The sequence below is a fragment of the Streptomyces sp. NPDC042102 genome (assembly GCF_055582305.1).
Genome location: NZ_JBVJDL010000003.1, coordinates 985357 through 1006620, shown reverse-complemented (window position 1 = coordinate 1006620; position 21264 = coordinate 985357). Strand labels below are relative to the sequence as shown.

17 protein-coding genes and 1 pseudogene are annotated in these 21264 nt (G+C 73.1%); 11 read left to right on the top strand and 7 right to left on the bottom strand.

What is annotated here, in order from left to right; genetic code table 11:
• The first annotated feature begins 90 nt into the window (after nt 1-90).
• Complete coding sequence (gene glgX / locus ACZ6KO_RS17880; protein ID WP_469304877.1) at nt 91-2370, top strand: glycogen debranching protein GlgX; 2280 nt, start codon at nt 91-93, stop codon at nt 2368-2370.
• Nucleotides 2371-2385: 15 nt separating this feature from the next.
• Here the strand turns inward: glgX and ACZ6KO_RS17875 are convergent, their stop codons facing one another.
• Entirely contained in the window at nt 2386-2877 is a 492-nt protein-coding gene (locus ACZ6KO_RS17875) for a MarR family winged helix-turn-helix transcriptional regulator (RefSeq protein ID WP_469304876.1), read from the bottom strand.
• A gap of 98 nt (nt 2878-2975) precedes the next feature.
• On the opposite strand from ACZ6KO_RS17875, the gene ACZ6KO_RS17870 reads away from it, so the two are divergent.
• Together ACZ6KO_RS17870 and ACZ6KO_RS17865 are read left to right on the top strand one after the other, a co-directional pair.
• Nucleotides 2976-4172, top strand: a complete 1197-nt coding sequence (locus ACZ6KO_RS17870; protein ID WP_469304875.1) for an MFS transporter — start codon at nt 2976-2978, stop codon at nt 4170-4172.
• A gap of 35 nt (nt 4173-4207) precedes the next feature.
• On the top strand, nt 4208-4930 hold the full coding sequence (locus tag ACZ6KO_RS17865; protein WP_469304874.1) for a CDP-alcohol phosphatidyltransferase family protein: 723 nt from the start codon (nt 4208-4210) through the stop codon (nt 4928-4930).
• On the opposite strand, the gene ACZ6KO_RS17860 is transcribed toward ACZ6KO_RS17865, so the two are convergent.
• A complete protein-coding gene (locus ACZ6KO_RS17860) occupies nt 4911-5396 on the bottom strand; it encodes an FAD synthase family protein (RefSeq protein ID WP_469304873.1) in 486 nt (161 codons plus the stop codon). The genes ACZ6KO_RS17865 and ACZ6KO_RS17860 overlap by 20 nt on opposite strands.
• 172 nt (nt 5397-5568) lie before the next feature.
• Between ACZ6KO_RS17860 and ACZ6KO_RS17855 the strand changes: the two genes are divergently transcribed.
• The 4 genes from ACZ6KO_RS17855 to ACZ6KO_RS17840 all read left to right on the top strand — a co-directional run bounded on the left by ACZ6KO_RS17855 (nt 5569) and on the right by ACZ6KO_RS17840 (nt 10479).
• On the top strand, nt 5569-6774 hold the full coding sequence (locus ACZ6KO_RS17855; protein ID WP_469305012.1) for a glycosyltransferase: 1206 nt from the start codon (nt 5569-5571) through the stop codon (nt 6772-6774).
• Nucleotides 6771-8495, top strand: a complete 1725-nt coding sequence (locus ACZ6KO_RS17850) for a lipopolysaccharide biosynthesis protein (RefSeq protein WP_469304872.1) — start codon at nt 6771-6773, stop codon at nt 8493-8495. The genes ACZ6KO_RS17855 and ACZ6KO_RS17850 overlap by 4 nt, the downstream gene beginning before the upstream one ends.
• On the top strand, nt 8492-9697 hold the full coding sequence (locus ACZ6KO_RS17845; protein WP_469304871.1) for an MATE family efflux transporter: 1206 nt from the start codon (nt 8492-8494) through the stop codon (nt 9695-9697). Before ACZ6KO_RS17850 ends, ACZ6KO_RS17845 begins: the two co-directional genes overlap by 4 nt.
• Before the next feature lie 170 nt (nt 9698-9867).
• Nucleotides 9868-10479, top strand: a complete 612-nt coding sequence (locus tag ACZ6KO_RS17840; RefSeq protein ID WP_469304870.1) for a hypothetical protein — start codon at nt 9868-9870, stop codon at nt 10477-10479.
• 4 nt (nt 10480-10483) lie between these two features.
• On the opposite strand, the gene ACZ6KO_RS17835 is transcribed toward ACZ6KO_RS17840, so the two are convergent.
• Nucleotides 10484-12016 carry a hypothetical protein gene (locus tag ACZ6KO_RS17835; protein ID WP_469304869.1) on the bottom strand — a complete coding sequence of 511 codons (1533 nt, stop codon included), beginning with the start codon at nt 12014-12016 and terminating at the stop codon, nt 10484-10486.
• A gap of 61 nt (nt 12017-12077) precedes the next feature.
• On the opposite strand from ACZ6KO_RS17835, the gene ACZ6KO_RS17830 reads away from it, so the two are divergent.
• Nucleotides 12078-12617 (top strand): WcaF family extracellular polysaccharide biosynthesis acetyltransferase, encoded by a 540-nt coding sequence (locus tag ACZ6KO_RS17830; protein WP_469304868.1) that lies wholly within the window; start codon nt 12078-12080, stop codon nt 12615-12617.
• On the top strand, nt 12614-13729 hold the full coding sequence (locus ACZ6KO_RS17825) for a glycosyltransferase (protein ID WP_469304867.1): 1116 nt from the start codon (nt 12614-12616) through the stop codon (nt 13727-13729). Before ACZ6KO_RS17830 ends, ACZ6KO_RS17825 begins: the two co-directional genes overlap by 4 nt.
• A gap of 131 nt (nt 13730-13860) precedes the next feature.
• On the opposite strand, the gene ACZ6KO_RS17820 is transcribed toward ACZ6KO_RS17825, so the two are convergent.
• Nucleotides 13861-14871: a quinone oxidoreductase family protein gene (locus tag ACZ6KO_RS17820; protein ID WP_469304866.1), complete on the bottom strand. Its 1011-nt coding sequence runs from the start codon at nt 14869-14871 to the stop codon at nt 13861-13863.
• Between the two features lie 297 nt (nt 14872-15168).
• On the opposite strand from ACZ6KO_RS17820, the pseudogene ACZ6KO_RS17815 reads away from it, so the two are divergent.
• Nucleotides 15169-15272, top strand: a pseudogene (locus ACZ6KO_RS17815) (IS481 family transposase); the annotation flags it as partial.
• Nucleotides 15273-15291: 19 nt separating this feature from the next.
• Here ACZ6KO_RS17815 and ACZ6KO_RS17810 read toward each other — a convergent pair.
• The 3 genes from ACZ6KO_RS17810 to gmd all read right to left on the bottom strand — a co-directional run bounded on the left by ACZ6KO_RS17810 (nt 15292) and on the right by gmd (nt 20107).
• Entirely contained in the window at nt 15292-15984 is a 693-nt protein-coding gene (locus ACZ6KO_RS17810) for a hypothetical protein (RefSeq protein ID WP_469304865.1), read from the bottom strand.
• Nucleotides 15985-16078: 94 nt separating this feature from the next.
• A complete protein-coding gene (locus ACZ6KO_RS17805) occupies nt 16079-18856 on the bottom strand; it encodes a CBM96 family carbohydrate-binding protein (RefSeq protein ID WP_469304864.1) in 2778 nt (925 codons plus the stop codon).
• 237 nt (nt 18857-19093) lie between these two features.
• Nucleotides 19094-20107: a GDP-mannose 4,6-dehydratase gene (gmd, locus tag ACZ6KO_RS17800; RefSeq protein ID WP_469304863.1), complete on the bottom strand. Its 1014-nt coding sequence runs from the start codon at nt 20105-20107 to the stop codon at nt 19094-19096.
• A gap of 204 nt (nt 20108-20311) precedes the next feature.
• On the opposite strand from gmd, the gene ACZ6KO_RS17795 reads away from it, so the two are divergent.
• Nucleotides 20312-21256: a GDP-L-fucose synthase family protein gene (locus ACZ6KO_RS17795; protein ID WP_469304862.1), complete on the top strand. Its 945-nt coding sequence runs from the start codon at nt 20312-20314 to the stop codon at nt 21254-21256.
• The last annotated feature ends 8 nt before the right edge of the window (nt 21257-21264 follow it).

The following is a 21264-nucleotide window of genomic DNA, read 5'->3' as shown; positions in this document are numbered from 1 at the left end:
GACCAGACGGGGGCGGGCCCGGGGCCGGGACGCCCGGGGGCCGCACATCCCTCCCCCGCCGGGCCTGGAGAAAGCCGTGGAGGCGGGCAGGTGTCGAGCGCAGCCGAGCAGGAGGCGGTGGAAACCGTCGTGGAAGCGGTACGGAGCGGTGAGGCCGCACCCGTACCGCACGTCAACGGGCACGCCCGTACGGTCCCCCGCCAGGGACCGGCGGTGTGGCCGGGGTCCTCGCACCCGCTGGGGGCCCGCTACCGCAGCGGGCCCGACGGGGTGGAGGGCACGAACTTCGCGCTGTGGGCGCAGGGCGCGGAGGCGGTGGAGCTGTGCCTGTACGACGAGCGGGGCTCGGCGGCGTCGGAGACGCGGTGCGCGCTGACGGAGCTGACGCACGAGATCTGGCACGGCTTCGTGCCCGGCGTGCGGCCCGGCCGGCGCTACGGCTTCCGGGTGCACGGGCGCTGGGACCCGTGGACGGGGGCCCGCTACAACCCGGCGAAGCTGCTGCTGGACCCGTACGCGCGGGCGGTGGACGGCGACTTCACGCTGCCGCCCGAGGTGTACGGGCACGTGCGGGACTGGCCGCAGCAGTACATCGCGGACACCGTGCGCGACGACCGGGACTCGGCGCCGTACGTGCCGAAGGGCGTGGTCGTCCACGATGACGACGACTGGGCCGACGACGTACGGCCCAAGACGCCGTGGGCGGACTCGGTCATCTACGAGCTGCACGTGCGCGGGTTCACGATGCGGCATCCCGGGATCCCGCCCCGGCTGCGGGGCACGTACGCGGGGCTGGCCCATCCGGCGGCGATCGAGCACCTGCGCACCCTGGGGGTGACGGCGGTGGAGCTGCTGCCGGTGCACCAGTTCGCGCACGAGGACCACCTGCTGCGCCGCGGGCTGCGCAACTACTGGGGCTACAACTCCATCGGCTATTTCGCGCCGCACGCCGCCTACTCCTCCTCGGGGACGGGCGGGCAGCAGGTCGGCGAGTTCAAGCGGATGGTGCGGGCGCTGCACGCGGCCGGGATCGAGGTGATCCTGGACGTGGTCTACAACCACACGGCGGAGGCGGGCGAGCTGGGCCCGACGCTGTCGCTGCGCGGGATCGACAACCGGGGCTATTACCGGCTGCAGTCCGACCAGCGCCGGTACGCGGACTACACGGGCTGCGGCAACACCCTGCACGCCGGGCGGCCGCACGTGCTGCGCCTGATCACGGACTCGCTGCGGTACTGGGTGACGGAGATGGGCGTGGACGGCTTCCGCTTCGACCTGGCGGCGGCGCTGGCCCGTTCGATGCACGACGTGGACATGCTCTCGCCGTTCCTGGCGGTCATCGCGCAGGACCCGGTGCTGCGCCGGGTGAAGCTGATCGCGGAGCCGTGGGACGTGGGGGCGGGCGGCTACCAGGTGGGGGCCTTCCCGCCGCTGTGGACGGAGTGGAACGACCGGTACCGGGACGCGGTGCGGGACTTCTGGCGGGGCGCGCTGCCGGACGTACGGGACCTGGGGTACCGGCTGTCGGGCTCCAGCGACCTGTACGCCTGGGGCGGGCGGCGGCCGTACGCGTCGGTGAACTTCGTGACCGCGCACGACGGGTTCACGCTGCGGGACCTGGTGAGCTACGAGCGCAAGCACAACGAGGCCAACGGGGAGGAGAACCGGGACGGGACCAACGACAACCGGTCGTGGAACTGCGGGGTGGAGGGCGAGCCGCCCGGCGGCACGGACCCGCGGGTGGCCGCGCTGCGCCGCCGCCAGCTGCGCAACCTGGTGACCACGCTGCTGCTGTCCACGGGGGTGCCGATGCTGGTGGCGGGCGACGAGTTCGGGCGCACCCAGGGCGGCAACAACAACGCGTACTGCCAGGACAACGAGACGGGCTGGGTGGACTGGTCGCTGCTGTCCGAGCCCTCGTGGCGGGAGCTGTTCACGCTGACCTCGCGGCTGCTGGCGCTGCGCCGGGAGCATCCGGTGCTGCGGCGGCGGGCGTTCTTCTCGGGGCGCCCGCAGGGGGCGGACGGGCTGCGGGACCTGGCGTGGTTCACGCCGGACGGCACGGAGATGACGGAGCGGGACTGGTACGCGCCGGCGGCGGCGCTGGGCCTGTACCTGTCCGGCCGCGACATCCCCGGGCGCGACGAGCGGGGCCGGGCGGTGACGGACGACAGCTTCCTGGCGCTGCTGCACGCAGGGGACCGGCCGGTTCCGTGGGTGCTGCCGGACGCTCCGTGGGCCTCGGCGTACGAGCTGGTGGTGGACACCTCGAGGGAGGAGCAGGAGGGCGCGCCCGGGGTCCGGTACCGGGGCGGGGAGCGGATCACGGTCCCGGCGCGGTCGGTGCTGCTGCTGCGGGTGGCCGGCTAGCGGGTGTGCTTCGGCTCAGCCCTGTTCGACGTGGAGCAGCATCCGCTTGAGCAGGGCGGCGAGCTGGTCGGTCTCGGCGGCGTCGAACGGCGCCAGCATGGCCGTCTCGGCGGCGCCGCGCAGCAGCATGGCCGCCGACCAGCGCCGGTGGCCCTCTTCGGTGAGCTCGACGTCGACCCGCCGCCGGTCGTCGGTGTCGCGCAGCCGCCGGACCAGGCCGGCCTTCTCCAGGGTGTCGAGGCGGCCGGTCGTCCCGGCCGGGGAGAGGAGGAGCTCGGCGGCCAGCTCGGAGGGGGTGGCCCGCCAGGGCCGCCCGCGCGAGGCCAGCCGGTGCAGGGTCTCGAACTCGAAGGGCTGCAGGCCGGTCTCGGCCAGCGCGCGCTCCTTGGCCTGCATCACGTGCTTGGCGAGCAGCTGGACGCGGGTGATGACGGCCTCGGTGGGTACGTCGAAGGGCACCTTGCCGCGCCAGCGGGCGATGTGCCGGTCCACCGAGTCCTCGTCCATCCCCGCATTATCGCCCGGTCATGTGCCGTGCCACCGTGCCCCACCGCCGCCAAGTACTTCGTTGACGAATGTTTCGTTGGCGAAATATCTTCGCCTTCATGACACCGCTCCTGTGGCGGCTGCTCGCCGGCCGCTCCTTCGCCGCGTTCGCCACCGCGCTGATCCCCACCACCTTGACCCTGGCCGTCGTCGGCACCGGATCCGCCGCCGACCTCGGCATCGTGCTGGCCTGCGAGCTGCTGCCGATGCTGGTCCTGCTGCCGGTGGCGGGGGTGGCCGCGGACCGGTTCCCCGCCCGGCGCGTGGTGCTCGCCGCCGATCTGGTGCGGGCCGCGGCCCAGGCGGCCACCGGCGCGGTCCTGCTGACCGGCGGGGTACGGGTGCCCGAACTGGCCGCGCTCGCCGCGGTCACCGGGGCCGCCGTGGCCTTCGGGACCCCCTCGGCGCGGACCCTCGTCGCCGCCGTGACCGCCGAGCACGAGCTGCTGCGCGTCAACGCCCGGCTCGGCGTGGCGAACGGTCTCGCGCAGATCGCCGGACCGGCCGCCGCCGGCACGCTGACGCTGGCCGTCGGGGCCGGCTGGTCCTCGCTGCTGACGGCCGCCCTGTTCACGCTGTCCGCCCTCACCCTCGGCGGGCTGCCGGTGCGCACCGCTCCCCCGGCGGCCCGCGCGCCGTTCGGCGGCGAACTGCGGGCCGGCTGGCGCGAGATGCGGCGCCACCCGTGGTTCATGGCCAACGTGGCCGCGCACGCCGTGTGGCACCTCGCCGCCGGTCTGCTGCTGACGCTGGGCCCGCTGATCGCCGTGGAGAGCCTGGGCGGGGAGCGCTCCTGGGTGATCGTCGCGCAGACCGGTACGGTCGCGATGCTCGTCGGGGTGTGGGCGGCCGGACGGCTGCCCGTGCGGCGGCCGCTGCACGCCGTGGGGATCGGCGCGGCGGCGCAGGCGCTGGCCCTGACCGCGTTCGCGCTGCGGCTGCCGCTGCCGGTGACGGCGGCCGCCTTCGGCTGCGCCATGTTCGGGCTGGGGGTGCTCAGTCCGCTGTGGGAGACCGAGATGCAGCGCCGGATCCCGCGGGAGGCGCTGGGCCGGGTCTCCTCCTTCGACCTCCTCATCTCCTTCGCCGCCCGGCCGGCCGGTCTGGCGCTGGCCGCCCCGCTGGCCGGGGTCACCGGGACCACCGCGCCGCTGCTGGTGGCGGCCGCGCTGACGGCGGGCGCCAATCTCGGCGTCCTGCTGCTCCCGGACGTCCGCGCGGTTGCGGAGCGGCGGGCTCCCGCCGCCCTGCAATGATGTGCTCATCACACTTATCAAGGGGGCTGTAGCGGATGGCGAGTGTCGGGACCGCGCTGCGGGAGCTGCGCGGGGCGCAGAAGTCGGCGAAGGGGGTCTCGCTCTATTCGCGCTTCGTGAACCGGCCCGCCGGCCGGTACCTGGCCGCCGTCGGACACGCGCTGGGGCTGACCCCGAACCAGGTGACGCTGATCAGCGCCGCGTTCAGCTTCGCCGCCGTCGCCGCGGTGGCCCTGCGCGCGCCGTCCTGGGGGCTGGGGGTGGCCGTGTGGGCCGCGCTCGCCCTCGGATTCGCCTTCGACTCGGCCGACGGACAGCTGGCCCGGCTGCGCGGCGGGGGCAGCGCGGCCGGCGAGTGGCTCGACCACGTGGTGGACTGCGCCAAGCTCACGGCGCTGCACACCTGCGTCCTGATCGCCTTCCACCGCTTCCCCGAGGCGTACGGGACCACGTCCGACGCCTGGCTGCTGGTACCGCTGGGCTTCCAGTTCGCCGCCGTCGTGACCTTCTTCGGGGGGCTGCTGACCGAGAAGCTCAAGCCCCGGCCGGCCCCCGGCAGCCCGGCCGCCGCGCCCTCGACGGTGCGCGCGGTGGCCCTGCTGCCGGTGGACTACGGCGTGTTCTGCCTGGTGTTCCTGCTGCTGGGCGGTGGGGAGCTGTTCCGGTGGGCGTACGCGGGCCTGGGTGCGGTGGCCGCCCTGTTCCTGGTGGCCTTCCTGGCCAAGTGGTTCCGCGAGCTCAGCGCCGTTCGACGGTGACGGCGTCGGGAAGAATCGGTTCTGCAAGAGCGTCGAGCGCCCGGCGCAGCTGCGTGCTCGAGGTGTGCACGGTGTACGGGAAGTAGACGACGTCGACGCCGACGGCGGCGAAGTCGCTCTCCAGCTTGTCGCCCTTGGGGGTGCCCCGCCAGTCGTCGCCCTTGAAGAGCACGTCGAAGCGGACCTGCCGCCAGGTCTCCACCTTGTCGGGCACCGTCTCGACGAACGCCGCGTCGACGTACTTGACGCTGCGGACGATTTCCAGCCGTTCCACGAGCGGGATCATCGGCCGCCGGCCCTTGGCGCGTTCGGCCATCTCGTCGGAGACCACTCCGGCGACCAGGTAGTCGCACTGGCTCCGCGCGTGGCGCAGGATGTTCAAGTGTCCGATATGGAACAAATCATACGCACCCGGTGCGTACCCGACGCGATACGGCCTGCGCGCAGGCTCGCGAAGGTCGGACATGCCCTGCTCCGTCATCTCTTACCCCCCAGCAACCGCGCCCCCCGGCGCGGCGGATTAGCAGACAATAGCGCGCGCGTTCCGAGGCGTGCGGGTGAACGATTAGTGTGTGCAGCGCATCATCCAGGGGGGAAGGGGACGTTCAGTGTCCACATCCGGCCACCGGCGCCTGTTGCTGGTTTCCACCAATTACGCTCCCGAGCACACGGGCATCGGCCCCTACGCCACCCAGATCGCGGAGCACTGGGCGGAACTCGGCCACGACACACACGTGTTCGCCGGAATGCCGCACTATCCGTCGTGGTCGCTGGAGCCGGAGTACAAGGGCGCGCTGCGGCGCACCGAACGACGCGCCGGGGTCACCGTGCACCGGCGCGCGCACACCGTGCCGGCCCGGCAGACCGCCGTGAAGCGGGCCCTGTACGAAGGATCGATTCTGCTGCACGGCTCGGTGGCCCCGCCTCGGATGCCGAAGCCGCACGCGGTCCTCGCCCAGATGCCGAGCCTGGCCGGGGGCGTCCTGGCCGCCCGGCTCGCCGCGCGCTGGAAGGTGCCCTTCGTTCCCGTCGTCCAGGACCTGATGGGCGCCGCGGCCGCGCAGAGCGGGATCAGCGGCGGCGACAAGGCGGCCGCGGTCGTCGCCCGCGCCGAGGCGTACGCCCTCAAGCGCGCGGCCCTCGTCGGCGTGATCCACGAGACCTTCGTCGACCGGGTGGTCGGCATGGGCGTCGATCCGGAGCGGATCCGCCTGGTGCCCAACTGGTCGCACGTGCCCTCCCCCACCAAGCCGCGCGCCGAGACCCGCCACCACCTGGGCTGGGCGCCCCACCAGACGGTGGTCCTGCACTCCGGGAACATGGGCCTCAAGCAGGGCCTGGAGGTCCTCGTCGGGGCGGCCCGGCTGGACCCGAGCGTCCGGTTCGTCCTCATGGGCGACGGCAGCCAGCGCGCGGCCCTCGCCGGCCTCTCGGCCGACGTACCGAACCTCGACATCATCCCCCCTGCCGCCGACGGCGAGTTCCCGGATATCCTCGCCGCGGCGGACGTGCTCGCCGTCACGCAGCACGCCGCCGTGCTGGACATGAGCGTGCCCTCGAAGCTGACCTCCTACTTCGCCGCCGGCCGGCCCGTCGTCGCGTCCGTCGCGGCCCGGGGCGGCACCGCCCAGGAGGTGGAGCGTTCGGGTGCCGGCGTGCTCGTGCCGCCGGAGGACCCGGAGGCGCTGCTGAAGACCGTGCGGGCGCTGGCGGAGGACCCGGAGGGCGCGGACGCGCTGGGAGCCGCCGGTCCCCGGCACGTGGCGGCGCATCTGAGCCGCCGGGCGGGCCTGGCCCGTATCGACGCATTGATCGACGAAGCACTTGGGGGTCCCCGGCAGTGATCGAGACGCACCGCGCCACCACCGCGGCACCGGCCGAGGACGAACCCGACCTCCTCAGGGACCAGTTCCGCCAGCTCCTGCGGTACCGGGGGCTCATCGGCGCGGGCGTCGGCATCGGCCTGCTCGGCGGTGCCTACCTCGGCATATCGACCCTCGACACGTACGTCGCCAGCGCCGACGTCGTGCTGCGCGCCCCGACCATCGACCCCTTCGACCCGAACATCGCGGCCGACAAGGCCGTCAACATCGGCTCGGAGCGGCAGACGGCGCTCAGCAGCTCGGTCGCCGAGGAGGCGGGCAAGAAGCTCGGCCTGCCCGCCTCGGGCATCCCCGCCCTGCGGACCGGGCTGCAGGTCACCAACCCGCCGCAGTCGATGGTGCTGCGCTTCACCTACACCTCGGACACCGCGAAGGCGGCCGCCCAGCGGGCCAACGCGATGACCGACGCCTACCTCGCGCGCCGTCAGGCGGCGCTCGAGGACACCCGCGACAAGATGATCAAGTCCTACAAGGACCAGCGGGACCCGGTGGCCAAGCAGCTCGACGAGCTGGCCAAGCAGGTCACCTCGCTGCCCGCCGGCCCCGGACGCGACGCGGCGTACTCCTCCAAGACCGACCTGCAGAGCAAGGTCAACAACTTCAACGGCCAGATCGCCAAGCTCGAGGCGCTCGACATGTCGCCGGGCCGGGTCACCAGCGTCGCGGCCCCGCCGACCGGCGCCGACGGCCCCGGCATCCCCATGTCGCTCGCGATCGGCGTGGCCGTCGGCCTCGCGCTCGGCCTGCTCGGCGCCTGGGTGCGGCTGGTCTTCGACCCGGCGCCGCGCTCCGACGGCGACGTCTCGCGCGCCCTGCGCGCCCCCGTGCTCGGCACCCTGCCGCGCGACAAGACCGGCGGCGGGCCGCTGCTGGCGGCCGGCGAGACCGACCCGCGGCTCGCGGAGGAGTACCGCTCGGTCGCCTTCCGCCTCGCGTACGACGCCCGGTTCGCCGACCGGCGCCGGCTGCTCGTGGTCGCGCCGCGCGGCAGCAGCGAGATCGCCGCCGCGGTCGCGGTGAACCTGGCCGCGTCCTTCGCCGAGACCGGCAAGGACGTCCTGCTCATGGAGGCGGACCTGCGCACCCCGGTGCTCGCCAGCCAGCTGCCCACCGACGCCGGCGGCCGGCCGCGCTGGAGCCAGCAGCCGGGCGGTTCCGCCACCGGTACGACCGAGGCGGAGTGGCCGGACGGGCGCCAGCTCGTCGTGGACGCCGGCGAGTCCGGCAGCTTCGACCTCATCCCCGGCGACCGGGTGCGCAACGTACCGCGCGCCCTGACCTCGCCGCGCGCCACCCGCCTGGTCTCCGAGGCCGACTCGCCCAACTCGACGGTCGTCGTGCTCGCGCCGCCGGTGCTCTCGTACGCCGACGCGCTCGCGCTCGTCGACCGCGTCGACGGCGTACTGGTGGTCTGCGACCCGCGCGCGGTGCACCGCGCCGACCTGGCCCGGATCCGCGAGCTGATCAGCGGCGCCGGCGGCACGGTGCTGGGCGCGGTCCTGCACGGGCCGCTGCCCGGCGAGAAGCGCGGCGGCAAGGGGAGCAAGGACAAGGGCGCCGCGGACACCGCCGCGCCGGCCCCGGCCCCCGCCGCCCGGCCGCTGCCCGGGCCCGACGAGCCCGTCGCGGGCGACGGCAGCGACACGGTCGCCCTGCGTACGGTCCGCTCGGGCCGGCGGTGAGCCGGCGCGGCATCGCCGCCGTCGCCTCCGTCCTGGACCAGGCCGCCTCCAGCGCCACCAACATCCTGGTCCTGGTGCTGGCGGCGCGGCTGTCCTCGGCGCCCGGATTCGCCGCGTTCTCCCTGGTGTACGTGGCGTTCAGCGTGCTCCTCGGGCTGAGCACGGCGTACGTCGGCCAGAGCCTGGTCCTGGAGCGCGGCGAGCGGCTGGGCGCGATGTGCCGCGGCGCCGTCGCGTTCACGGGCGCGGCCGCGGCGGCGGTGGGCGTGGCCCTGGCGGTGGTGGGCGCGGCGCTGCCCGGCCCCACCGGGTGGGCCTTCCTGGCCCTGGGCCTGGTCCTGCCGGTCGTCCTCGTCCAGGACGCGCTGCGGTACTGCTTCTCGGCGCTGCGCCTGCCGCAGCGGGCACTGGCGGCGGACACGCTGCGGCTGGTGTGCGTGGTCGCCGCGCTGCTCGCCCAGCCGCCGGGCGCCTCACCGGGCCGCCTGGTGCTGGCCTGGGGCGTCTCGGCGCTGCCCGCCCTGGCCCTGGGGCTGTGGCTGCTGCGCCGTGACGTCGCGGGCGCCCGCGCGGACCTGCGCCCGTACCTGCGGCGCGGTCATCTGGGGCAGCGGTTCGTGGTCGAGTTCGCGGTGGGCAACGGCTCCAGCCAGCTCGCCGTCCTGGGCCTCGGTGTCCTCGCGACCCCGCTGGCGGTCGGCGCCCTGCGGGGCGCCAGCACGCTCTTCGGCCCGTTGAACGTCCTGTTCACCTCGGCGAACGCGTTCGGCCCGCCGATGCTGAACCGGCTCTCCGGCAAGCGGGCGGTGATCCGGGGCACGCTGGGCCTGGCGCTGGCCCTGTCGGCGCTCGCCGCCGGTGTCGCAGCGGGCCTGTACGCCCTGCCGGACCGGTGGGGCCGTGAACTCCTGGGCGACACCTGGCCGGCCACCGCCGCCCTGCTGCCGGCGACCGGCACCCAGTACGCGGTGATGGCCCTGGGCACCTGCGCCCTGCTGACCCTGCGGGTCCTGTCCCCGCGGGCCACCCTCTCGGTGCAGGTGGTCTTCTCCCTGCTCTCGGTGGCCTTCCTGGTCGTCGGCTACGCCCTGGCGGGCGTGGTGGGCGCGGCCTGGGGACTGGCCCTGGGCTCCGCCCTCAAGGCCGCGGCCGCCTGGTGGCGCGTCACGCGGCTGCCGGCGCCGGAGCCCGTCCCGGCCTGAGCGTCCCCGCCCTGGCACCTGCCACCGCATGCGGTTTCGCGTGTGCGGTGGAAGAGTGGTGAGCGGGTGCGAGACACCCCAGGGGGACACGAGCGGCCGCCCCGCCCCGTACGCGCGGGCCGGTGGGACCGCGGGGGTACTGACGCACGAAAGCACGAAAGGGGAAACCCATGCGGCGGAAGACCATGTCAGCGGGCGTCGCGACGGTGGTGGCGTTCGGTGGCTGGACCGGTGTCACCATGACGACGGCCGACGCGGCGCAGAACGTCCTGCCCGACGCGACCTGCACGGTGGTCCAAGGCCCCAACAACAGGGTCGGGCTCTCGGGAACCGGATTCGCCCCGGGCTCTGCGATCCGCGTCTTCCGGGTCGCCGACGGACAGAGCCGCCAAATCGCGGTCACCAGGGCGCTCCCGAACGGGTTCTTCGAATACACCTGGCTGCAGCCGGGAACCTACCGGCTCCGTTCCACCATCGACGGCCAGGCCCGCATCACGTCCTGCGCGTCGTCCTCCACGGCCGAGGAGGACGAGGCAGCCGCGATCAAGTGCACCGTCACCAAAGGCCCCGGACAGACCTACGGCGTCTCCGGCCGGGGGTTCCCGGTCGCCGAGACCGTCACGCTGAAGAACTCCCAGGGCGCCGTCGTGAACACCACGCAGACCATCAACGACGGCTTCTTCGAGTTCACCGGGGTGCCCAACGACACCTACACCGTCACCTCGAAGTTCGCCAAGGTGACCTGCCCGAAGGCCGCCGAGCAGCCGCCGGACGGCGGGTAGCCGCTCAGCGCAGCGACGTCGCCCGGTCCGTGCGGTAGGTGGCGACCAGCGCCAGGCACAGCGCCGCGATCGCGACCCGCCCCGACGCCTGGAGCAGCGGCCCCCGCAGCAGGATGAACGAGTAGCCCGCGACCAGCGGCACGACCACGGAGATCAGGCTGCCCGGCGGGGTGCGGCGGGTGGCGCGCCGGGCGTAGCGGCGGTCGACGCGGGCGGAGGCGTACCCCATGACCAGCAGGCCCGCGCCCATGCCCAGCGGGCCGAAGTCGAGCCACAGCTCGGCCCAGATGGGCGAGGACAGGTTCGTGTTGACCGTGCCCATCCACTGACCGACCATCACGCCCGTGTCCTTCGGCTTGTCCGGCCACACCGACCGGGGCACCGCGAAGAGGACCGATCCGGCCAGCTGGCGGCCGTACAGGTGGCCGGGGCCGGACTCGGAGTAGGTGATCGTGTTCGCGAACATGCCGATCTGGTCGTAGTCCTTGAGCGCCATCGGCTCCAGGAACGACGTCGTCTCCACCGGCTTGTAGTTCTTCTCGTCGTAGCGGAAGCGGTCCGCGAACGGGAAGACCAGCAGCGCCACCACCACGGCCATGGACAGGGCCACCCGGTACATCGCCGCGCTCACCGGGAACACGGCGAACAGCAGCGAGAACATCACGGTGAGGAACCAGTACCGCGGGTTCGAGACCGGGTTGTTGACCACCAGGTTGAGTACGGCCAGGGCGCCCCACGTGAGGAGCACCGACACCTTGCGCCGGGCGTACGTCGACGTCACCAGCCAGCGCGTGTACAGCAGCAGCGCCAGCAGGGCCGGGACCGTGCCGAAGCCGCGCAGGAGGGCCTGCCCCGCCTGGCCGTCGCCGTTGGAGACGCCGGCCTCCTGGATGCCCGCGATGATCTCCTGGCGGCTGCTGAAGAACACGGCCGGACCGCCGAGTTTGACCACGAACGCCGTGCTCGCCAGGAACGCGATGAGCGTCAGCAGCTGGAGCCGCCGGTGATGCGTCATCACCGGCCGCGGCTCCTTCGGGGAGCCGCCGGCGCGGCCCGCCGGCCGGTGCCGGGCCAGCAGCGCGCCGACGTCGTAGGCCGTGCAGCCCAGCAGCACCAGCGCGATGGCCCAGGTGAGGTCGGAGCGCGGCCCGACGACGGGCGTGGGGACCTGGCCGAGCACGGCCTGTGCCAGCGGGGCCACGCCCATCGCCATGTAGACGAACAGCCAGAAGGACCCCTGGAGCAGCTTGCGGCGGCTGGTGAGCACCATCGCCGACAGCCGCGCGCCCGCGTACATGGTGAGGGCGAGCTGGAGCCAGTACGCCGCGTCGTGCACGCCCGCACCCGGCTGGACGGCGACGAACAGCGGCAGGAAGACGGTGAAACCCAGCGCCAGCGGCACCGACAGGGCCCGGGACAGGAGCGTGCGGGGGGTGGTGACCCTCCCCCACAGGGACTCGTCCTCCTGCGGCAGGAGGGGCGGCGGAGGTGTGCGTACGTCCGTGACCACTGTGCCCCCACCCACCCCTGTGCGCATTCCGCGCGCAGTCTAGTCTGAGCCGACGGCACCCGGGGAGGCGCCGGGTGGGGGTGTATCGATGCGTGATCTCCCGGCCTTCACACTGGCCGGCTACGACAAGGGGCGCGGGCTGCTGACCCAGGCGCTCTGGTTCGCCGTGATGAACCTGCTGTTCATGGCCTGGTTCTGCCCGGCCCGGCTGCGGGTGGCGCTGCTGCGCGCGTTCGGCGCGCGGATCGGCGAGGGCGTGCTGATCCGGCACCGGGTGCGCGTGCTGTGGCCGTGGAAGCTGACGATCGGTGACCACACGTGGATCGGTGAGGGCGCCTGGCTGCTGAACCTGGAGCCGGTGACCATCGGTGCGAACGTGTGCGTGTCGCAGGAGGCGCTGCTGTGCACCGGCTCGCACGACCACCGGGCGGCCGACTTCCGCTACCGCAACGCCCCGATCGTCGTCGAGGACGGCGCGTGGGTGGCCGTACGGGCGACCGTGCTGGCCGGGGTGACGGTGGGGCGGCACGCGGTGGCGGGCGCGGGGGCCGTGGTGCACCGCGACCTTCCCGAACTGACCCTGCAGACGGCCGACGGCACGCGCCGCCCCGTGGAGGAGCCGAAGTGAAGGTCCTGCACGCGGTGACGCTGCATTCCCCGACGCACGCCTTCGGCGGGCCGGTGCGGGTGGCGCTGAACCTGTCCCAGGGCCTGCGGGCGCGTGGTCACGAGGCCGGGCTGGTGGCGCTGGGCGAGGGCTTCGGGGACCCGTGGCCGCGCGAGGTCGAGGGGGTGCCGGCCCGGCTGTTCCCGGCCCGCCGGCTGCTGCCGCTGGGCTTCAGCGGGATGACCTCGCCGGCGCTGCTGGCCGCGGCGGGCCGGCTGGTGCGCGACGCCGACGTGGTCCACGTGCACCTGGCCCGCGACCTGGTGACGCTGCCGGTGGCGCTGGCCGCGCTGCGCGCGGGCCGGCCGCTGGTGCTCCAGACCCACGGGATGGTCGACCCGAGCGGGAGGCTGCTCGCCAAGGTGCTGGACACGGTGGCCGTACGGCGGCTGCTGCGCGGGGCGGGCGCGGTGCTGTACCTGACGCCGCACGAGCGGGCCGGGCTGGACGCGGTCGTGGGCGGCGAGCCGCTGGCCAACGCGGTGCGGCTGGTCAACGGGACGCCGGCGCAGGAGGCAAGGCCGCCGCTGTCGGGGCCCCCGCGGGTGCTGTACGCGGCGCGGCTCCAGGCCCGCAAGCGGCCGGTGGACTTCGTGGACGCGGTCCCCGCGGTCCTGGCGGCGCACCCGGACGCGGAGTTCGTGGTGGCGGGACCGGACGAGGGCGAGCGGGACGCCGTACTGCGGCGGATCGCGGAGCTGGGACTGACCGGCCGCGTGCGGGTGCCGGGGCCGCTGAGCGGGCGGGACGTGCTGGACGAGCTGCGCCGGTCCCACGTGTACGTCCTGCCGTCGGTGGACGAGCCGTTCCCCATGTCGGTGCTGGAGGCGCTGTCGGTGGGCGTGCCGCCGGTGGTGACGCACTCCAACGGCCTGGCCCGCGACATCGCGGCCGCCGGGGCCGGCGCGGCGGTGGAGCCGGGCCCGGCCGGGGTCGCGCGGGCCGTGCTGGACCTGCTGGACCCGGCCGCGAACACCGCGGCCTCCGCGGCGGCCCGGCAGCTGGCGGCGCGGTCGTACTCCCTCGACGCGGTCGTGGAGGACCTGCTCACGGTGTACGCGTCCCTGCGCTAGGGAGTGTCGTCCAAGTGGCGCCGGAGATCTTGGCCTGCTGGGTGCCTGACGCTGTCGGGGATCTTGGCGATGACGGTCGGCCATGCCCTGGACATCTCAGTCTCCAAGATCCCCGACCTCGTCACCCGCGATCAGCCCTGCGTCTCCTCGCGGCGTCCGATAGCGGCCGTATCGGGTACGACGAGCAGCTTGCCGGTGGTACGCCGAGCCTCCAGATCGCTGTGGGCCTGGGCGGCCTCGGACAATGCGTAGCGGCCCGTCACGGTGACCTCAAGCGCCTTGGAGCGCACCCACTCGAACACATCGGCGGCCCGTCGGAGCAGTTCGGACCGATCGGCGATGAAGTCCCCGAGGCTGGGCCGGATCAGGGTCAGCGAACCGCCGTGGGCGAGCCGCATCGGATCAAACGGCGGCACGGCACCACTTGCCGCGCCGAAGAGCACGAGATGGCCGCGGGTTCGCAGGCTGGCGAGGCTCGCATCGAAGGTGTACGCGCCGACGCCGTCGAAGACAACCGGCAGTCCCTGACCGCCGTTGAGCCGCCTCACCTCGGCTGCGAGATCGTCGACTGCGGAGGAAAGGATCACCTCAGCGGCCCCGGCACGCTTCGCCAGCTCGGCCTTCGCCGTGGTCGACGTCGTGCCGATCACCCTGCCGCCTAGATGGGTGATGAGCTGGGTCAAGAGCAGCCCCATGCCACCAGCAGCCGCATGCACGAGCACCGTGTCGCCCCCCTGAACCGGGTAGGCGTCCTTGACGAGATAGTGCGCGGTCATGCCTTGGAGGAGCACGGCGGCGGCTGTCTCGAAGCCGATGTCGTCGGGCAGCGGCACCAGCCGGGAGGAGTCCACGACGGCCCGCTCGGCATACGTGCCGGGAATCTCCACCCAACCGACCCGGTCCCCGACTGCGACGTCAGCGACGCCGGGTCCGACTTCGACGACCGTGCCGGCGCCCTCAGCGCCCGGGGTGAAGGGAAGCGGGAGGCTGTACCGGCCTTCGCGGTGGTAGACGTCGAGGAAGTTGACCCCGGATGCGGCGACCTCCACGATCGCCTCGCCCGGACCCGGCCGCGGCTGGTCCACCTCGGCCTCCTGCAGCACCTCGGGACCGCCCACTTCGTACACCTGAATCGCTCGCATGACCCTCCAATTAACGGCTCATCCCCCACCAACCCCGTTGATGGCGATCCGATTCCCGGCAAGCAGACCAGCCCGCCGCTTCCGCACCGCCGTACGGCGGGCCACCATGACCGGCGTAGCCTCCGGCAGCTCCACCGCGCAGCGCACGAAATCGACCACCGCCTCCGGATACTCCTCCGGCCTCGGGAACCGGCCCATCCGCTGGTACGACTGGATCGAAGCCATCCCCACGCCCCGCAAGATCCGGCAGCCAACGACGTTCCAGGCACCCGCGCCGCATCGTGCCGCCCGAGATGCCGGCCCCGGACCAACAGCAAGGTCGAACGCTTCAACCGCACCCTGCTCGACGAATGGGCCTACACCCGCCCCTACCGGCAGACATCGAACGCCGCGAAGCGTTCCCCGGCCCTGGCGGGGTCGCTACGCCGGGATCCAGGCGTAGCAGCCCGTCGACTCGAACTCCGCCGTCCCCGCCGGGATCGTGGCGGTGAGCTTGTCGCCCGCCTTCGCCGGGGATTCCGGGCCGGAGGCCAGGACGGCGCCGTCCTTGCTGCGCGCCTGCCAGACGCACCGGCCCGGTTCCTGGGTCAGCGCCCGGTAGGTGCCGGCGGCGGGCGTGGCGCGGGTGCCGTCGCCGATGCCCTTCTCGGCGGCGGCCAGCAGCGGCTTCTGCTCCGGGCACAGGTGCGTGATCGCGTCCTTGGCGCCCCTGACCTCGCCCGCCACGATGGACCCGATCGCCGCGTCCTTGTCCCGCTTGGCGGTGCGGCCGACGCGGTCGCAGGCCTCCTGGCCGGTCTGGAGGACCGCGGCCGGGTCCATCTTCTCCGGCACGCGGCCGCTCAGGTACTTCTTCTCGTTGTCCTTGAACGTGCCCGTGGCCGGCGTCAGCTTCGCGTCCGGCAGGACCGGCCCGGTCGGCTTGGCGTCCGGTGAACCCGCCGGTGCGGGACCGGCGTCGGCCGGGTCGGGGGCCGCCGACGAGGCCGGCGGCTTCGCGGGCGCGGCGCTCCCGGCGGCGTCGGACTTTCCGCTCCCCGAGCTGCACGCGGTCAGCGTCAGGGCGGCGGCCAGCAGGACGGCGGCCGCTGCCGGGCGTCGGCGTCGGTACATCACAGGGCTCCCATGGTGCGGGGATCGCGGAGGAACGCGGGAATCGCGCGGATACGGGGGCGCCGGACGGGATCCGCCCGGCGCCCCCGGGGGACTACTTCGGGCCGAACGTGAGGACCAGCTGCGGAGTGCCCTCCGCCGCCGTCGCCTCGGACGACCACAGCCACAGCGGGTCCGTGCCCGTGCTGGTCAGCGCCATGCTGTAGCCGGTGCCCAGGGCCGCGGAGACCGCGGCCTTGTCCAGTTCGACGTTGTGGACCGCCGAGCCGTCCGGGACGCCGGAGATGGAGCCGAGCGGGGTGGTGCCCAGGGTGGGCTTGGTGTTGAACGTCGTGCCCGCACCGCTCCACGTGCCGGTGACCGGGACCACCGAGACGGTGTCGGCCGTACCGGCGCCCGCCTGCGTGGTGGTCTTGATCTGGAGCGAGGCCGACTTCAGGACCTGGCCGGCCGGGGCGGCCGGCAGGCTGAAGCGCAGGTACGTCTCGTACGCCGAGGTGCCGCGCACCGCCAGCGAGCTGGAGGTGCCGTACGCGGTGCTCGGCGCGCCCTGGTTGATGTAGGTGTCCTCGGACGCGGCGACCTTGGTGACCGTGTCGGGGACCGCGCTGGCCAGGTCGAAGTGCTTCTTGACCTGGGCCGCGGTGAGCGCCGTCGGGTAGACGGCCGTCTCGTCGATCTGACCGGCGAAGAAGTTGCTGGTCGGACGGGTCGGCCAGCCGGCCAGGCTGTCGCCGCCTACGTGCCAGAAGCCCGTGTAGGTCTGGGCGGAGGCGGCGTTCAGGGTGCCCTTGTTCACGCCGTCGACGTAGAGCGTCATGCCGCCGGGGCCCTGGGTGGCGGCCACGTGGTGCCACTTGTTGTCGTTGTAGGTGTCGAACAGGCCGGTGGACACGGTCCGCATCGAGCCGTCGTGGACACCGAAGACGAGCCGGCCGGTGTTGGTCATGTAGACGTGCCGGTCGGCCAGGCCGCTGTTGCGGGTGGTGTTGTTGCCGAACCCGATCAGCTTGCCGCCGCGCGTGGTGTTCGTCTTGAACCAGGTCTCCAGCGTGTAGCTGCTGCCGACCGTCTGGCGGTGGTCGCTGTGGACCTGCTGGCTGGTGCCGTTGAAGCCCATGGCCGTGCTGCCGCCGGCGACCGCGCCGGGCGTCTGGCGCAGGGCCGGGGTGTTGATCTGGACGCCGCTGGTGTTGCCGTTCACGGAGGAGTCGGCGACGAACGGGCTGACGGTGTCGTCGTAGCGCCAGTACAGGCCGGCGCCGTCGGCGCGGACCTGGTCCGGGTAGGACTGGACCGAGGTGGGCACGGTCACCGGGGCGGTGGCCGACAGGGCGCTGGTGTTGCCGGCCGCGTCGGTCGCGGTCACCCGGTAGGTGTAGGCGAGACCCGCCTTGACGGTGGTGTCGGTCCAGGAGGCCTGCGGGCGCTCCCACTCCAGGGAGTCGGCGGACACGGTGGCGACCGGGGTGGCCGAGCCGTTGCGGTAGACGCGGTACGTCAGCTTGCTGTCGTCGGCGTCGTAGCTGGTGCGCCAGCGGACCTGGACCTCGCCCGGCTTGACGCTGGCGGCGCTGACGACCGGGACGGTCGGGGCGCCGACATCGCCGGTGGAGGCGAAGCGGGTCAGGCCCTGCTGCGCGGTGCCGTTGATGAGGGTGAACTCACCGCCGACCCACATGTACCGGGTGTCGTTCTTCTCCGACACGGCCATGACGCGCGGGCCGATGCCCTCGCCGATGCCGTCGTTGGCGGTGGGGTGCCAGCCGAGCTTGCCCGGGCCGCGCACGAAGCCGTCCACGGGCGCGGGGGCGGCGCCGGCGTGCTGGGTCGGCTGGGCCAGCAGATAGTGCCGCTTGCCGTCGGGGAACTCGTTCTCGGTGGAGCAGTCGTGCGCGTGCGAGGAGCTGTAGAGCACGCCGTCGTACGGCAGCACGAACTGGGTGGCGCCCAGGCAGCGGTCCCGCCACTTCTCGCTGAAGTCGGTCAGGCTGACGCTCATGCGGCCGTCGAAGACGCCGCCGCCGGAGCCCTCGGCGCCGGCGTAGATGCCGCCCGCGTCGATGGCGATGTCCTTGATCACCGAGTTCGACGGGATGTTGGCGTAGGTCTTCTTGACCGCGCCGGTGGTGGCGTCCACGACGGCCAGGGCGTGCGTGTCGGTCCCGTTGATCTGGAAGAAGTCGCCGCCGAGCACGACGTTCTTGCCGTCGGGGGTGACCTCGATCGCGCGGCCGGGCTCGTCGGAGTTCGCCGTGAAGGGCTTCAGGGCGCCGGTGGCGGCGTCGACCGCGGCGAAGCGCTCGCGGGTCTGGCCGCCGACCGCGGCGAAGTCGCCGGCCGCGTAGAGGGTGTCGTCGGTGACGGCGAGGGCGCGCACGGTGGCCGGGAAGGCGGGGCGGAAGTCGGCCTTCGGCGTGCAGCTCGCGATGTCGATCGCGGCGACGCTGCTGACCGGGGTGCCGTTGACGGCGCCGAAGTAGCCGGCGGCGTACAGGGTCTTCTTGTCCTTCGAGACGACCAGGGCCCGCACGGTGGCGGTGCCGTCGGCGATGGTGAAGGAGAGCGCGCAGTCCGTGGGGGCGCCGGTGGCGGCGTCCAGCGCCACGAAGTTCAGCGCCTCCCGCTCGGCGCCGCCGTCCCCCTCCGGCGGACGTACGGCGGAGAAGGTGCCGCCGGCGAAGACGGTGCCGTTCGCCTCGGCCATCGCCCAGACGACACCGTTGGGCTGCCAGGTGGGCAACTGGTCGGCGGTGAAGGCCACCGGGGCCGTGACGGCGGACGCCTGCGGCATCAGCACCAGGCCTATACCGGTGCCGGCACCGGCCAGTGACAGGACGAGGGCAGCAGTCAGCCCTCTGGATCTACGCATGAGCCCCCCAGGGCATCGCCCGGTTTGAATGGCTGAAACTATCCGGACAGCCATATGTACGGGCGCAGACTAGAGCTCGCGTGAACACCCGGTCACGCCCCTTGACCCATTGCATACCAACTTGGAATCAACGGGCCCGGCCGGCTTGGGTGCACTCCGGACATACGGCTGGTTTGCCCCGGTCACGACCTGTCAGTCATGGCCGGGACACGGCAAATCGTAGGGGAAATATATGCCCTAGCGATCGATGCGGACGTTCGCTCCGGCCAGTTGGTCCTCGACCTGGCGGATGTCCGCCTCGACCATGATCTTCGCGAGTTCGCCGACCAGCACCGTCGGCTTCCAGCCGAGCAGTTCCTGGGCCTTGCTGCTGTCGCCGATCAGGGCGTCGACCTCGCTGGGGCGCTCGTACTTGGGGTCGTAGCGCACGTGCTCGTTCCAGTCGAGACCGGCGTGGCCGAAGGAGGCCTCCACGAACTCGCGGACCGTGGCGGCGACGCCGGTGGCGACCACGTAGTCGGTCGGCTCGTCCTGCTGGAGCATCCGCCACATCGCGTCCACGTACTCGGGCGCGTAGCCCCAGTCGCGCACGGCGTCGAGGTTGCCGAGGTAGAGCCGGTCCTGGAGGCCCGCCTTGATACGGGCCACCGCGCGGGTGATCTTGCGGGTCACGAAGGTCTCGCCGCGGCGCGGGGACTCGTGGTTGAAGAGGATCCCGTTGACGGCGAACATGCCGTACGCCTCGCGGTAGTTCACCGTGGTCCAGTACGCGAACACCTTGGCGGCGCCGTACGGGCTGCGGGGGTGGAACGGGGTCTGCTCGTTCTGCGGCGGCGGGGTCGCGCCGAACATCTCCGAGGACGAGGCCTGGTAGATGCGGGTGTCGACACCGCTGGCCCGGATGGCCTCCAGCAGCCGCAACGCGCCGAGGCCGGTCACGTCACCGGTGTAGAGCGGGGCGTCGAAGGAGACGCGCACGTGCGACTGGGCGCCCAGGTTGTAGACCTCGTCGGGCTGGATGTCACGCAGCAGGTTCACCAGCGCGACACCGTCGGAGAGGTCCGCGTGGTGCAGCACGAAGGAACGGTTCGCCGTCTGCGGGTCCTGGTAGATGTGGTCGATCCGCTCGGTGTTGAAGCTGGACGACCGCCGCACGAGCCCGTGCACCGTGTAGCCCTTGGAGAGCAACAGCTCGGCGAGGTACGAGCCGTCCTGCCCGGTGACTCCGGTGATCAATGCGGTCTTGCTCATACGGGTTCCCCCCGGGGTTCGTTGCGGTTCGTGATGTGCTGCCGGGGCCGGTCTCCGGGGGATTCCCCGTCCCCCCGGCCGCCACCGTGCCTGCGGGTCCCCGCATCGTACGCGCGTCCGGCGCGGGATCCGGGCCGGGGACGGGGGGACCGGGGGCGGTGGCCCGGCGCCCGTCCGGCCCGGGCGGCTGGCATCATCGCCGGTATGACAACTTCGCTGCCCCTCCTGCCCGCGCACGCCCGGATCTTCGTCGCGGGGCACCGCGGCCTCGTCGGGTCCGCGGTCGCCCGGCGGCTCACCGCCGACGGACACGAGGTCATCACCCGGGGCCGCGAGGAGCTCGACCTGCGGGACGGCGCCGCGACGGAGGCCTATCTGAAGGACGCCCGCCCGGACGCGGTGGTGCTGGCCGCCGCCAAGGTCGGCGGGATCATGGCGAACAGCACCTACCCGGTGCAGTTCCTCGAGGACAACCTGAAGATCCAGCTCAGCGTCGTCGCGGGCGCGCACGCCGCCGGCGTGGGGCGGCTGCTGTTCCTCGGGTCCTCCTGCATCTACCCCAAGCTGGCCCCGCAGCCGATCAGCGAGGACGCCCTGCTGACCGGGCCGCTGGAGCCCACCAACGAGGCGTACGCCCTCGCCAAGATCGCCGGCATCGTGCAGGTGCAGTCGTACCGCAGGCAGTACGGCGCCTCGTACATCTCGGCCATGCCGACCAATCTCTACGGCCCCGGCGACAACTTCGACCTGGAGACCTCGCACGTCCTGCCCGCCCTCGTCCGCCGCTTCCACGAGGCGGCGGCCGAGGGCCGCGAGGAGGTCGTGCTGTGGGGCTCGGGCACCCCGCGCCGGGAGTTCCTGCACGTCGACGACCTCGCGGCCGCCTGCGCGGTCCTGCTGGAGCGCTACGACGGGGACGAGCCCGTCAACATCGGCTGCGGCGAGGACCTCACCATCCGCGAGCTGGCCGAGACGGTCGCCGAGGTCACCGGTTTCACCGGCCGGATCTCCTGGGACACCACCAAGCCCGACGGCACCCCGCGCAAGCTGCTGGACGTCGGCCGGCTGACCTCGCTCGGCTGGAAGCCCGGCATCGGGCTGCGGGACGGCATCGCGGCCACCTACCGGTGGTGGCGCGAGCAGGGCTGATCCGGCCG